General features: G+C 71.8%; 12 protein-coding genes. 6 read left to right on the top strand and 6 right to left on the bottom strand.

The window, feature by feature from the left end:
- The first annotated feature begins 288 nt into the window (after window positions 1-288).
- The 3 genes from ACFQUV_RS24580 (at window position 289) to ppk2 (ending at window position 3,488) form a co-directional block, all read left to right on the top strand.
- Window positions 289-549: a hypothetical protein gene (locus ACFQUV_RS24580; RefSeq protein ID WP_111384203.1), complete on the top strand. Its 261-nt coding sequence runs from the start codon at window positions 289-291 to the stop codon at window positions 547-549.
- A 236-nt stretch (window positions 550-785) separates the two neighbouring features.
- Window positions 786-2,276 (top strand): IMP dehydrogenase, encoded by a 1,491-nt coding sequence (gene guaB, locus ACFQUV_RS24575; protein WP_129611586.1) that lies wholly within the window; start codon window positions 786-788, stop codon window positions 2,274-2,276.
- 216 nt (window positions 2,277-2,492) lie between these two features.
- Complete coding sequence (gene ppk2, locus ACFQUV_RS24570) at window positions 2,493-3,488, top strand: polyphosphate kinase 2 (RefSeq protein ID WP_129611585.1); 996 nt, start codon at window positions 2,493-2,495, stop codon at window positions 3,486-3,488.
- An 88-nt stretch (window positions 3,489-3,576) separates the two neighbouring features.
- On the opposite strand, the gene ACFQUV_RS24565 is transcribed toward ppk2, so the two are convergent.
- Both ACFQUV_RS24565 and ACFQUV_RS24560 read right to left on the bottom strand, forming a co-directional pair.
- On the bottom strand, window positions 3,577-3,759 hold the full coding sequence (locus ACFQUV_RS24565; protein ID WP_111384200.1) for a hypothetical protein: 183 nt from the start codon (window positions 3,757-3,759) through the stop codon (window positions 3,577-3,579).
- Between the two features lie 340 nt (window positions 3,760-4,099).
- A complete protein-coding gene (locus tag ACFQUV_RS24560) occupies window positions 4,100-5,296 on the bottom strand; it encodes an amidase (protein WP_165364181.1) in 1,197 nt (398 codons plus the stop codon).
- A 234-nt stretch (window positions 5,297-5,530) separates the two neighbouring features.
- On the opposite strand from ACFQUV_RS24560, the gene ACFQUV_RS24555 reads away from it, so the two are divergent.
- Together ACFQUV_RS24555 and ACFQUV_RS24550 are read left to right on the top strand one after the other, a co-directional pair.
- Entirely contained in the window at window positions 5,531-5,902 is a 372-nt protein-coding gene (locus tag ACFQUV_RS24555; RefSeq protein ID WP_111384198.1) for a hypothetical protein, read from the top strand.
- 123 nt (window positions 5,903-6,025) lie between these two features.
- On the top strand, window positions 6,026-7,879 hold the full coding sequence (locus ACFQUV_RS24550) for a hypothetical protein (RefSeq protein WP_129611583.1): 1,854 nt from the start codon (window positions 6,026-6,028) through the stop codon (window positions 7,877-7,879).
- 54 nt (window positions 7,880-7,933) lie between these two features.
- Here the strand turns inward: ACFQUV_RS24550 and ACFQUV_RS24545 are convergent, their stop codons facing one another.
- Together ACFQUV_RS24545 and ACFQUV_RS24540 are read right to left on the bottom strand one after the other, a co-directional pair.
- Window positions 7,934-8,425: a hypothetical protein gene (locus ACFQUV_RS24545; RefSeq protein WP_129611582.1), complete on the bottom strand. Its 492-nt coding sequence runs from the start codon at window positions 8,423-8,425 to the stop codon at window positions 7,934-7,936.
- A gap of 18 nt (window positions 8,426-8,443) precedes the next feature.
- Window positions 8,444-8,965 carry a MarR family winged helix-turn-helix transcriptional regulator gene (locus tag ACFQUV_RS24540; RefSeq protein WP_129611581.1) on the bottom strand — a complete coding sequence of 174 codons (522 nt, stop codon included), beginning with the start codon at window positions 8,963-8,965 and terminating at the stop codon, window positions 8,444-8,446.
- Window positions 8,966-9,065: 100 nt separating this feature from the next.
- On the opposite strand from ACFQUV_RS24540, the gene ACFQUV_RS24535 reads away from it, so the two are divergent.
- On the top strand, window positions 9,066-10,370 hold the full coding sequence (locus ACFQUV_RS24535; protein ID WP_129611580.1) for an RsmB/NOP family class I SAM-dependent RNA methyltransferase: 1,305 nt from the start codon (window positions 9,066-9,068) through the stop codon (window positions 10,368-10,370).
- 25 nt (window positions 10,371-10,395) lie between these two features.
- On the opposite strand, the gene ACFQUV_RS24530 is transcribed toward ACFQUV_RS24535, so the two are convergent.
- Both ACFQUV_RS24530 and ACFQUV_RS24525 read right to left on the bottom strand, forming a co-directional pair.
- Window positions 10,396-11,328, bottom strand: coding sequence for a leucyl/phenylalanyl-tRNA--protein transferase (locus tag ACFQUV_RS24530; protein WP_129611579.1), 933 nt, complete (start codon window positions 11,326-11,328; stop codon window positions 10,396-10,398).
- Window positions 11,329-11,484: 156 nt separating this feature from the next.
- Window positions 11,485-12,405, bottom strand: a complete 921-nt coding sequence (locus ACFQUV_RS24525; RefSeq protein WP_165364180.1) for a leucyl/phenylalanyl-tRNA--protein transferase — start codon at window positions 12,403-12,405, stop codon at window positions 11,485-11,487.
- Between the last annotated feature and the right edge of the window lie 120 nt (window positions 12,406-12,525).

The following is a 12,525-nucleotide window of genomic DNA, read 5'->3' as shown; positions in this document are numbered from 1 at the left end:
ACAGGACGGGCAGGGAGCATGGGCGCACCATCGCCCGGCGCGGCGCAGCATAGAGCAAAACGTGCCGGCGCGGGGGCGTTCCGCCACGATGGCCGGGGCCTGCCGGGCCGGGCGGCGCCGGTTCCGCCTGCGCCGGGACGTCGCGGCGCAGCGGATTGCACGTGCCGCGCGACCCCCCACATAGAGGCAGACCCGCGACCTTCGGCGGCCCGGTGCCGGCGATGCGGACCGAAGCGATGTGCACGGGAGCGACGTGCACGGGAGCAATGTGCACGGGAGCGATGCGCGATGATCTACATCCTGGCGGTGTTCCTGCCTCCCTTGGCGCTGCTGCTGAACGGGCAGCCGTTCGCGGCGGTGCTCAACCTGGTGCTGCTGGCGGTCTGCGTCGTCCTCACGGTGCTGACGCTGTTCGCCTTCCCGTTCCTGCTTCTGCTGCCCTCGGCGCATGCGGTGATCGCCATCGCGATGCGGCGCGACGACCGCCGCCATCGCGAGATCGTCGACGCCATCGAGCGCCACGGCCCGCCCCCCGGCTGGCGGCGCTGACGTGACGAGCACCGGCGGTCTCCGAGGAGGGGGCCGCCGGTCACCGGACGTTTCCGCTGTGGCGCGCCGGCGCGCCGGTCCATGGCGGCTTTCCGGCGGCGCGACTTTCCATCGCGGCGCGACCGTGCTAACCACCCTCGCCAACTCCGTACAGGGGCGTTTTCGGGTACCTCACGGCCGATTCGGGCCGGAGGCCGCCCGCCTTTTCCGGCCCCTTCGGCGATGAGGAGCTTGGCATGGCCGCATTTTCCGACAGTTCCCCGCGCGAGGCGCTGACCTTCGACGACGTGCTGCTCCAGCCCGGCCTGTCGGACGTGCTGCCCTCCCAGGCCGACATCCGCACCCAGCTCACCCGCGAGATCACCCTCAACATCCCGATCATCGCCTCGGCGATGGACACGGTGACCGAATCGGCCATGGCGATCGCCATGGCGCAGGCCGGCGGCCTCGGCGTCATCCACCGCAACCTGGAGCCCGAGCAGCAGGCCGCCCAGGTGCGGCAGGTGAAGAAGTTCGAGTCCGGCATGGTGGTCAATCCGCTCACCATCGGGCCCGACGCGCCGCTGGTCGAGGCGCTGCGGATGATGGCGGACAACCGGATCTCCGGCATTCCGGTGGTGACCTCGGAGGGCGGCGTCGACGGTAAGCTGGTCGGCATCCTCACCAACCGCGACGTCCGCTTCGCCCACGACCCCGACCAGAAGGTGTCGGAGCTGATGACCAAGGAGCGCCTGGTGACGGTGCGCGAGGGCGTCAGCCAGTCGGAGGCGAAGCGGCTGCTGCATCAGTTCCGCATCGAAAAGCTGCTCGTCGTCGACGATCAGTACCGCTGCGTCGGCCTGATCACCGTGAAGGACATCGAGAAGGCGGTGGCCAACCCCAACGCCTGCAAGGACGCGCAGGGGCGGCTGCGGGTCGCCGCGGCCACCACGGTGGGCGACAGCGGCTTCGAGCGCACCGAGCAGCTGGTGGCGGCGGGCGTCGACCTGATCGTCGTCGACACCGCGCACGGCCATTCGCGCCACGTCCTCGCCCAGGTGGCGCGCATCAAGACGCTGTCGAACGCCGTGCAGGTCGCGGCCGGCAACATCGCCACCGCGGACGCCGCCAAGGCGCTGATCGACGCGGGCGCCGACGCCGTGAAGGTCGGCATCGGCCCGGGCTCGATCTGCACCACCCGGGTGGTGGCGGGTGTCGGCGTGCCGCAGCTCACCGCCATCATGGACGCCGTCGCGGTGGCCCGCGATGCCGGCGTCAAGGTGATCGCCGACGGCGGCATCAAGTATTCGGGCGATCTCGCCAAGGCGCTCGCGGCGGGTGCCGACTGCGCCATGATCGGCTCGCTCTTGGCCGGCACCGACGAGACGCCGGGCGAGGTGTTCCTGTATCAGGGCCGCTCCTACAAGACCTATCGCGGCATGGGCTCGGTGGGGGCGATGGCGCGCGGCTCGGCCGATCGCTACTTCCAGCAGGACATCAAGGACTCGCTCAAGCTGGTGCCGGAGGGAGTCGAGGGCCAGGTGCCCTACAAGGGCCCGGCCGGCGCGGTGCTGCATCAGCTCACCGGCGGCCTGCGCGCCGCCATGGGCTATGTCGGCGCCGCCACCCTGAAGGAGCTGCACGAGAAGGCGCAGTTCGTGAAGATCTCGTCGGCCGGCCTGCGCGAGAGCCACGTCCACGACGTCACCATCACGCGCGAGAGCCCGAACTACCCGACGCGGGTGTGAGATCGCGCCGCCCAGGCGGCAGCACGTCCGGCGGCTCGCCGCACCGCACGTTCCGCGTGTTCGGTCCGGGGGCTCGCCACCCGTCAGGGTGCGATTGCGGCCTCGCGCCGCATCGCCTTCGAGCGGCCGTCGGGCTCGTCATCGAACCGTCACATCCCCGATGCCACGGTCGCGTCCCATGGCGGCCGACGGCACGCAGGGACACGGAGCGAGACGATGAGCGACTCCAAGCGGGAGGATTCGAGGCCGAGCGATCGGCCGCGGGAGGATGCCGAGCACGACACCGGCGGCCGCGACGCCGGCAGCCGTGATACCGGCGGGCTGGACTGGCTCGACGCCGAGCTGGCCGACACCCTCGATGAAGACTACGAGCTTGAGCTCTCCGAGCCGGCGCTGTCGGAGGAGATCCGCAAGATCTACAAGCGGACCCATCCGCCGTCGATCGAGCGCCGCGAATACCTGCGCCACCTGATTCGCCTTCAGGCCGAGCTGATCAAGCTCCAGGACTGGGTCGCCTACACCAAGGCGAAGATCGTCGTGGTGTTCGAGGGACGCGACGCCGCCGGCAAGGGTGGCGTCATCAAGCGAATCACCCAGCGGCTCAATCCGCGCATCTGCCGCGTCGTCGCGCTGCCGGCGCCGACCGAGCGCGAGAAGTCGCAGTGGTATTTTCAGCGCTACGTCACCCACCTGCCGGCCGGCGGCGAGATCGTGCTGTTCGATCGCTCCTGGTACAATCGCGCCGGCGTCGAGCGGGTGATCGGCTTCGCCACCCCCGATCAGGTGGAGCAGTTCTTCCGCGACGTGCCCGAGTTCGAGCGCATGCTGGTGCGCTCCGGCATCATCCTGCTCAAGTACTGGTTCTCGATCACCGACGAGGAGCAGCAGATGCGCTTTCTCATGCGCATCCACGATCCGATGAAGCAGTGGAAGCTCAGCCCGATGGACCTGCAATCGCGGGTGCGCTGGGAGGACTACACCAAGGCCAAGGAGGACATGCTGTTCCGCACCAACATCCCCGAGGCGCCGTGGTACATCGTCGAGGGCAACGACAAGAAGCGGGCGCGGCTCAACTGCATCGACCATTTCCTGACGCGGATTCCCTACACCGAGGTGCCGCATCAGCCGATCGCGCTGCCTGAGCGGGTGTTCGATCCGAACTACGAGCGGCGCACGCTGCCGCCCGAGCTCTACGTCCCGCAGAAGTACTGATCGGGGTCGCCGAGCCCGGCCGAGCCGACGGAGGCGCGCCGCGCGAACGCGGCGCGGCAGCCGGCATGGGGCCGGCCTCGATGCGGGCTCAGATCAGGTCGTTGTCGACGCAGTATTGCAGGGCCGAGCGATCGGAGGCGGCGGAGGTGCCGCCGGTGCGGGCCGTTCGCCGGCCGGACCCGGCATGCTCGGCCGTTCGACGGCCGTGCTCGGTGGAAGGCACCGGGGCGGTCGTCTCGGTCTCGAACGAAGGGCGGTCCGGACGGGGCATGGATCGTCGTCTCCGTGGAGGCACGCAGGGCGGGCCGGGAGTGAGGGGCGTGCGGGCGGGCGCCCGCGGTGAGGCGCGGTGTTGGTGCCGCGCAGCGCGGTGGTGCCGCGCCGGTGTGGCATCAGTTGGATGTCTTCGGGGCCGAATTGGTTCGACATCCGCGGACGCGCGGACTGTCGACGAGGGCGGTTACGGGAGGGTTGATGAGGACCGCACTGCACCACCGCCCGCGATCACGAACACGCGAGCGCAAAATGCTGCCGGTGTGGCGCGCCGGCATCGCCCGGAGACGGACGCACCATCGCGACGGCGCGCCCGGTGTCCGACTTCGGCGTGTGGCTCAGCCGACCGCGCCCATGAACGGCGCCAGCCGCACCGCGAGATCGAGCAGCGCCTCGTCGCCGCCCGCCCAGCCGATAAACGACAACCCGACCGGGCAGCCCGCGATGGTGCCGACCGGCACGGTGAGCTGCGGCAGCCCGCCCATGCCGGCGATGCAGGTGAGCCGCATCACCCGCACCCGGAAGGATTCGAGCCCTTCGCCGGAGGCGTCGGTCATGGGCGCGATGCACGGGGCGGTCGGCAACACCAGCACGGTGCCGGGCTGCGCCACCCCCTCGATCCATTCGGCGGCGCGCCGCTTCACCGCGTAGGCCTCGGCCGCGTCCTCTTCCGAGACGGTGGCGGCGAACGCCATGCGGTCGCGCACGCCGGGGCCGAGGCGCGGCTGCCGGCTCTCGATGAACCCGCCATAGACCTGCCAGACCTCGCGGCCCTGGACGATGCGGAACGCCTCGCGCCAGGGGTCGAACCCGTCGGGCGCGATGGCGCCCGGAACGATGGGCGGCAGCCTGTCGGCCATCGCCGCGATCGCCTGCCGCAGCAGCGCCGCGATGTCCGGGTCGGCCTCCGCGAAGGCGTCGTCGAGCACGATTGCCTTGTCGATTCCCGTCGGCACCGCCCGGCCGCCGAGCAGGACCGGGCCGACCGCCCGGAACACGCCTGGAGTGGCTGCCATCCAGCCGCCGACATCGAACGAGGGCGCCATCGCCATCGCGCCGGTCATGTCGATTCGGCCATGGGTCGGGCGCAGGCCGTAGAGGCCGCAGAACGCGGCGGGGATGCGCACCGAGCCGCCGGTGTCGCTGCCGATGGCGACATCGCAGGTGCCCGATGCGGCGGCCGAGGCCGAGCCGGCCGACGAGCCGCCCGGCATGCGGCCGGCCGCGCGCGGGTTCACGGGCGTGCCGTAATGGGCATTGGCCCCGGTGACGCTGAAGAAGAACTCGTCGCAGACCGTCTTGCCCATGATGGTGGCGCCGGCGGCGAGGAGCTTCGCCACCACGGCCGCATGGGTGGCGGCCGGCGGATGCGCTGCCAGCCAGTCGGGACTGCCGCCGCCGGTCGGTGCCCCGGCGATGTCGTACATGTCCTTGACGGCCACTGTCAGGCCGGCGAGCGGCCCGGCCGGGGCTCCGGTGACGGGCGCGTCGAGATCGTGCGGCACGAAGGCGGAGCGGAACGTCGCGGTCGGCATGGCGGGGACTTCGTGGTTGGGCCGCGAGGAGGGCCGGGAGGGACCGGCCGATCGTGTCCCGGCGCTCCGTCGAGTCAACGACGGCGGCCGCATCGCTTCCCTGCGTTTCGCTCGGGGATGGGTCGCAGTCCGGGTCTCGCGGGAACCGGAACCGCGGCCCTCCGTTACCGTGAGGCGTCACCGGCCGTGCTGATGCCATGACGCGGGCGCCGCTGCGGCGCCGTGGAGTGCCCGATGTCCTATCCGCTGGTGCTGACGCCGCTGTTCATCCATGTCGCGCTCGCCTTCGCGCTCATGCTCGGAGCCGGGACGGCGCTCGGCGGGCGGGCGCGCCTGTCGCGCGATCGCTGTGCCGAGGCGCTAGGCGACCCGTACGGCCTCGGGGTCCTGTTCTACGTGCTGACCCTCGCCTCGATGCTGACGCGGCACGCCGACCTCGCCTTCGTGCTGCTGGCCTTCGTGTTCGTCACGCTGCGGGTGCTGCGGGCCGTGACCGTGATGGGGGCGCGGGGCGGCACCGCGCCCGGCCTGCTCGATCGGGCGAGCGCGCTCGTGCTGGCCGTCGCCTGGGGCGTGTTCGCGGTCCGCATCCTGCTCGGGATTTGAGACGCCGCCGATCGACATGCGAGAGCCGGTCGCTGCCCTGAGGGGCGGTGCGGCCCCGCGACGCCGCCCTTGGGTTGCGGTATCTAGATTGCTATCCTCGCGACTGCACGGCCGGGGGCTCGCATGTCGTCCGACGGTTCGCCACGCACGGCGCTGATCCTTGTTCAAGAGTTGCTGGCGGAGGCCGGCGCGGCCGTTGCCGACCAGACACGAGCGCTCTCGCCCTCGGCCGTTCCGGAGACGGTCCGGTCCGCCCTTGCGAACCTCGGCGCCACGCTTTCGATCCGGCCCGACCTGGACGACTGGTCGACGCGCGGCGGGGCTGCGGTTGATGCGATCCGATCCGGGATGGCGTCTGCCGGGCAGGCCGGGGCGGCGGGTTTGCAGCGCGGATGGTCTTGGCTCGGAGTCCAGGCCAGCTTGATTGCTCAGGCCGGCCGTGAGGTGCTTCCGGGCGCGCGCAGTGCGGAGGCCGCGGCAGCTGAGGTCTTGCTCCAGGAGGCGTTGCGCAAGCACGATGCGTTGATCCGCGAGCTACAGGACCGGAACGCCGCCTCGGGCGAGCGCCTCGCCTATCTGAACGATCTCCTCGTCCGGCTTGAAGATGCGATGGGCGGGCTTGTCGTCGGCGCTGCCGCGGATGGCCCTGACAGCTTGGCGGTGCTGGCGGCTCAACGGCAACGACTCGATGTCGAGCAGCGCGGGGCGGCTCGGCTCACCGTCGCGACTGACGATGCGATCGGGCGGGCGAGCGCGCTGTTGACCGGGCTGTCGGCTGAGCCGCGTTCAGCATGTGGTGGCGCAGCGCCCCCGGCGGTCCGATCGTGGGACGAAATCGTCGCGGAGGCGCGCGCCGACTGTGCCAACAGGCCCGTCTCGTTCGACGATCTGCTGACCCCGGACGAGCAACAGGGCGCGCTGGCGCGCGTCGATGGGTGGGAGAGCGAGTTCGCGAACCTCCATCGTCTTGCACCGGCGGACTATGCGGTTGCGGGTGTTGCCGGGGTTCTGGCCGCGCTCGCCGACATTCTTCTCGTCCAGGTGCCGCGCCATCCGGGTTTTCTGGGCAGCACGGGATCGGAGGGAGGCTGGCTGTCCAATCTGCTGAAGGATGGTTTCGCCGAGCTGCTGCCACCCGAGACGGTGCGGTCTCTCGAACGGGCCTATCCGGTGCCCTACGACGCGCCCACCAGCGCTGGGCTCGCCATTGCGGTGAAGGGGCTGGGGCCGCGCACCCATCGCCTGCATGCGCTCGGGCATGACCCGCTGCTCGGCTGGTTGTTCGGGGTCCGCGACGTATTGGCGGGCGGATTCACGGCCATCGGGGCGGACGGGGCGATCGTGATTCAGGACGCGCCGGGCTGGGATGCGGTTGATGCGGGCCGCGGGCTGTTTGCGGGAATCGCCGATGCCTTCGCCACGGTCGCGGGCCATATGCTGTCCGATGTGGCGACCCCGGCGGGGCTGCCGCCGCCGCTGTTCGGCGCCTGCCAGCTCCTTCAGCAGCGCATCGTCGGGGATGCCAGCATCGCCGAGATCACGCGCGAGATGTACCGGAACGGCTATGATCTCCGCCACGTCCTGGCCGGTGGCGTGTGCGCGATCGTTGTCGAGGTCGTGGTGCGGCTCTCCTGCCTGGCCCGTGATCTCCATGAGGGCCGCTCGCTGGCCGAGGCATTGCCGGTCGGGTCGCAACCTCGCCTGCGGTCCATGCTAGTTCTCGCCCATGGCGTGGCGGCTGCGATCAATGCCGGCAAGGTCGCCGTGACGGGCAATCCGCTTGCCGTCAACTACGTCCAGTGGCTGGCGTTCTTCCGCTATCTGGTACCGCAGCTCCGATGGCTTCTGGTTGGCCGTGCGCGGGAGCGCGATGCCTTCCTTCGTGCGCAGCTCGACGCCGGCTGGCTCGGCCTCGACAAGGACCTCGGCGCAACATGGCGGCGGAGCTTCGGGACGGCGCCGGCGGCTCGCCTGTAAGTGGCGGCGGCGTGCTTCTGCCGGCTGCCGTCGATCGTTCTGCTCCGCTGCTGCTCACCGGATGCCGCCTATCGCCGAGGCCCGGCGGGCCGTCAGCGCGCGGCCGTCGCGGATGTTGAGGCCGATCAGCACCAGGTTGACGAGGCCCGCCATCAGCTCCAGCGCCTGCACGGCCTGGAAGGTGGCGCCGAAGTCGCCGCGCCCGGCCAGCACCGCGAGGGTGACGGCGCAGGGCACCAGGACGAGCACGCCGTTCAGCGCGATCAGCGGCATGCGCCGGCGCTTGGCCGCCAGCCGCGGGGCGGTCGCGGCCCCGGCCATCCGGAATCCGCTCAGCCCGGCGATCGCCAGCGCCGGGACGAGCAGCAGCAGCGCCCAGGCGATCGCCTGCTTGACGGCCGCGACGGTCGCCGGCGAACCGAACAGCTCGGACGCGACCGTCGAGGTCCAGAAGGTCAGGATGGTCAAGAAGCCGAGCAGGCCGGCGGCGCCGTGCAGGCGCAGAATCGGGCTGCTGTGCAACGAACGAGGGGCGGTCACGGACATGACGGTCTCCGTCGCGGATCAAGCGAGAGATGGATCGGTCGTAGCGGCTTCGGACGGGGGCTCGGCGACGGCGGCCGCGGCGTCTTCGAGCCGGCCCCGCACGGCCCGCAGCAGCGCGAGAGCGGCGAGGATGTCGGCCTCGGCGAGCCCGTCGGCGAGGGCGTTCGACCAGGTGGTGTGGCGGACGATGGCGGCGTCGTAGGCGGCGCGGCCGCGCGCCGTCATCTCCACCAGCTTGGCGCGCCGGTGATGCGGGTTGTCGGCAAACGCCACCAGCCCCTCGGCCGCCATCACGTCGACGACCCGCTGCACCGACTGGCGCGTCAGGCCCATGTCGCGGGCGATGTGGGCGACCGGCTCAGGCCGGCCCGCCATGGCGATGGCGCCGAGAACCTGCCAGCGCGCGCTGGTGAGGCCGACCGGCTCGACCAGCCGGTCACCGGCGGCGAGCAGGCGCCCGTTGAGGCGGAAGGTCTCCAGCATCAGCGCGGTGAGCGCGTCGCCGGCGGCGGTCTGGTCGGGATGAAATCGCGGTGACATGACAGCATGTATTCATATTGACAGTGAGTTGTCAATTCGACTCTTCTGTTGGCCGCGCCGTTCCGGTGGCGTTTCCGTCGCCGGTGTGGGACAGGGGCGCATGACACCTGCTGCCCGCCTCTCCGCCGCCATCGAGGTCCTCGCCGACATCGAGGCCCGCCGCCGTCCCGCCACCGACGCCCTCAAGGACTGGGGCCTCGCCCACCGCTTCGCCGGCTCGGGCGACCGCGCCGCCATCGCGGGCCTCGTCTACGACGCGCTGCGCCGCAAGCTCTCGGCCGCCCACCGGATGGGGGAGGCGACGCCGCGCGCCGTACTGCTCGGGATGCTGCGGCTGGACCGCGGCCTCGATCCCGCGGCGATCGAAAAGCTCTGCGACGGCAGCCGCTTCGCGCCCGACCCTCTGACCCCGGCAGAGCGTGCTGCGCTCGCCCGCGGCGAGCCGGACGACGCGGCGCCGTCGCATGTCGCCGGCGACTATCCCGACTGGCTCGACGGGGCGCTCGCCCGGGTGTTCGGCGACGACCGGGTCGCCGAGGGGCGGGCGCTCGCCCACCGGGCGCCGATCGACCTGCGAGTCAACACGCTGGCGGCTGGCCGCGACAAGGCGATGGCCGCGCTCGGCCATCTGGCGCCGAAGCCGACACCGTGGTCGCCTGTCGGCCTGCGGATCACCATCGGGCCGGAGGCGAAGAGCCCGCCCGTCCATGCCGAGCCGGCGTTCATCAAGGGACAGGTCGAGATCCAGGACGAGGGCTCGCAGGTGGCCGCGCTGCTCGCCGCCGCCAAGCCGGGCGAGCAGGTGATCGACCTGTGTGCCGGGGGCGGCGGCAAGACGCTGGCGCTCGCCGCCGCGATGGCCAACAAGGGGCAGATCTACGCGACCGACCTCGACAAGCGCCGGCTGGCGCCGATCCATGCCCGGCTGGAGCGGGCCGGCGTCCGCAACGTCCAGGTCCGCACGCCGCCGCCCGGCGCCGACGGGCTGGACGACCTCGTCGACAGGGCCGACCTGGTCCTGGTCGATGCGCCCTGCACCGGCACCGGCACCTGGCGCCGCAACCCGGACGCCAAGTGGCGGGTGCGCCCGGGGTCGCTCGCCATGCGGATCGCCCAGCAGGCCACGGTGCTCGACCGCGCCGCCACGCTGGTGCGGCCGGGGGGGCGCATCGTCTACGTCACCTGCTCGCTGCTCGCCGACGAGAACGCCGACCAGGTGGCTGGCTTCCTGAAGCGCCATCCGGGTTTTGCGGCGGTGCCGCCGGCCGAGACCGCCGAGGTGCTAGGCGAGCAGGCTTCGGCCTTCCTGGACGCGGTGCTGGCCGGGCCCGAGGGCCTCCTGATGACGCCGCGTCGCACCGGCACCGATGCCTTCTATGTGGCGGTGATCCGGCGGGCCGGCTGACCGGCGGGCCGGCTGACCGGAACGGCTACGCGGCCTGGCTCGACCGGCGGGCGTGCGCGCAGTCCTCCGGCCGCCAGTGCGCGACCGTCTCGGGGCCGGTCTCGGCCACCCACCGGCCGGTGCGGCCGGGGCGGGCGACCGCGTCGCCGAGCAGCGCCAGGAACTCCTCGCGCGGCACGCAGCGGAACCCCATGGCGCAGGTGGTCGGCGTCGGCCACTTGCCGTCGTCGAGCAGGAAGCCCCAGCGGGCGAGATGCCAGTGCAGCACCGTGAGGCCGAGCTTCGACGTGTTGCGCTCGTGCGAGAACTGCGACTCGCCGAAGAAGGCGCCGCCCACCGCCACCCCATAGCCGCCGCCGACCAGCGCGCCGGTGCGGTTCCACACCTCGAACGAGTGGGCGTGGCCGGCGTCGTGCAGCTCGGCGTAGAGCCGCATGACGCGCGGCGTGATCCAGGTGAGCGGCCAGCGGCCGCGCCGGCGTCCGGCACAGGCCACCATCACCTCGTCGAAGGCGCGGTCGAAGGTCACCGTGTAGCGCCCCTGCCGCATCAGGCGGCGCAGCGTGCGCTCGATATGCAGGTCCGCGAAGGTCAGGATGCAGCGATCCGGGGGCGACATCCATTTCAGCGGGCCGAAATGGGCGAGTGGGAACAGCCCGCGCCCATAGGCTTCGACCAGCCGCTCCGGCGTGGGATCGTGGACGATGCCGCAGGCCCCCATGGCGTTGGCGGGGCGCCGCGGATCGGGCAGCTCCCGCCCCCCGCCGACCAGGTCGGCGAGCCACAGCCGGGCGAGGCCCGGCAGGCTGCCGATGCGGCTCGGCTGGACCGCCCAGGCGGTTCCGAGGACGACCCGCTGAACGCGGCGCGCGACCGGCTCCCGAAACAGCGCCTGGCGTTGCTCGGAGACCTGCGGTGTGTTCGCCGAATCCACCGAGGCGGCGACGAGTTCGGTCATGGTCGATCCGTACTGGGGGCGTCCGGGTTGGGCAGCCTCGCGGCCTCCGGTCCGGACATGATCCTGCACTTTTATGCCATTCGTCCCGTTTATGGGCCGTTACAGCCCCGCCTCGCGCTTCTCGGTCTCGTGCGAGCCGATCGAGCCGTGGTCTCCTCAGGTCTCGGGCCGCTGCTCCTTGCTGCCGCCCGTCTGCCAGGCCGCGACCGTCTTGAGGTCCGTCTCGACGCTCCACCGGCCGGGCTTGCCGGGCAGCGCCGCCGCGGTGGCGAGCCGGGCCTGGAACGCCGCCCGCGGCAGGGTGCGGAAGCCCATGTCGAGGAGCGGCGAGGTCGGCCACTTGCCGTCGTCGAGGGTGAAGCCCCAGTGGGCCAGGTGCCAGTTGAGCACCGCGAAGCCGATCTTGGACGTGTTGGTCTCGCGCGAGAACTGCGACTCGGTGAAGAAGGCGCCGCCGACCGCGACCCCGTAGCCGCCGCCGACGAGCTCGCCGCCGGCGTTCCACACCTCGAACGAGTGGACGTGGCCGGCATCGAAAAGCTCGGCATAGAGCCGCATGATCCGCGGGGTGATCCAGGTGAGATGCCAGCGGCCGCTGCGCCGGCCCGCGCAGGCGGTGATCACCCCCTCGAAGTCGCGGTCGAAGGTGACGCTATAGCGGCCCTGCCGCAGCAGGCGGCGCAGGTTCTTGCCGATGTGGAAGTCGTCGACCGCCGAGACGCAGCGCTCCGGCAGCGACACCCATTTCAGCGGTCCGACATGGGCGAAGGGGAACAGGCCACGCCGATAGCCCTCCAGCACGCTGGCGGGCGACGGATCGCGGACGATGCCGCAGATCCCGAAATCGTTGACGGTGCGGTCGGGGTCGGGCAGCTCCGCGCGGGGGGCCACGAGGTCGGCGACCCACAGCCGGGCGAGCCCCGGGAGCCCGGCGAGCCGCGGCGGCTTGAGGCTCCAGGCCGTCCCGAGGGCCAGCCGCTCCAGCCGCTGCGGCAGGCTCTCGCGGAACAGGGCGTCGCGGCGGTCGGCCTCGACCGGGCCGGAAGACGGGGACATGGCCATCGAGGTCTCGGTCATGGCGGGCTCGGGCGATGGAGCGGGGCGATGGGAGCGGGATCGCCGCCGGGACCCGATCGGCAGCCGCGCCATTCTGCCGCGCCCGCCTTTATGGACGGTTACGGGGACAGCGGGCGACGG

Origin of the sequence: Rhodoplanes sp. P11 (assembly GCF_964266735.1) — a bacterium.
In the GTDB taxonomy this organism is placed as follows: domain Bacteria; phylum Pseudomonadota; class Alphaproteobacteria; order Rhizobiales; family Xanthobacteraceae; genus Rhodoplanes; species Rhodoplanes serenus.
This window is presented reverse-complemented; position numbering and strand designations above follow the sequence as displayed.

Coding starts and splice junctions, on each gene's coding strand:
- ACFQUV_RS24550 (WP_129611583.1), top strand. CDS start 6,026: ATGTCGTCCGACGGTTCGCCACGCACGGCGCTGATCCTTGTTCAAGAG.
- ACFQUV_RS24555 (WP_111384198.1), top strand. CDS start 5,531: ATGTCCTATCCGCTGGTGCTGACGCCGCTGTTCATCCATGTCGCGCTC.
- ACFQUV_RS24540 (WP_129611581.1), bottom strand. CDS start 8,965: ATGTCACCGCGATTTCATCCCGACCAGACCGCCGCCGGCGACGCGCTC.
- ACFQUV_RS24525 (WP_165364180.1), bottom strand. CDS start 12,405: ATGACCGAGACCTCGATGGCCATGTCCCCGTCTTCCGGCCCGGTCGAG.
- ACFQUV_RS24530 (WP_129611579.1), bottom strand. CDS start 11,328: ATGACCGAACTCGTCGCCGCCTCGGTGGATTCGGCGAACACACCGCAG.
- ACFQUV_RS24535 (WP_129611580.1), top strand. CDS start 9,066: ATGACACCTGCTGCCCGCCTCTCCGCCGCCATCGAGGTCCTCGCCGAC.
- ACFQUV_RS24545 (WP_129611582.1), bottom strand. CDS start 8,425: ATGTCCGTGACCGCCCCTCGTTCGTTGCACAGCAGCCCGATTCTGCGC.
- ACFQUV_RS24565 (WP_111384200.1), bottom strand. CDS start 3,759: ATGCCCCGTCCGGACCGCCCTTCGTTCGAGACCGAGACGACCGCCCCG.
- ACFQUV_RS24580 (WP_111384203.1), top strand. CDS start 289: ATGATCTACATCCTGGCGGTGTTCCTGCCTCCCTTGGCGCTGCTGCTG.
- guaB (WP_129611586.1), top strand. CDS start 786: ATGGCCGCATTTTCCGACAGTTCCCCGCGCGAGGCGCTGACCTTCGAC.
- ppk2 (WP_129611585.1), top strand. CDS start 2,493: ATGAGCGACTCCAAGCGGGAGGATTCGAGGCCGAGCGATCGGCCGCGG.
- ACFQUV_RS24560 (WP_165364181.1), bottom strand. CDS start 5,296: ATGCCGACCGCGACGTTCCGCTCCGCCTTCGTGCCGCACGATCTCGAC.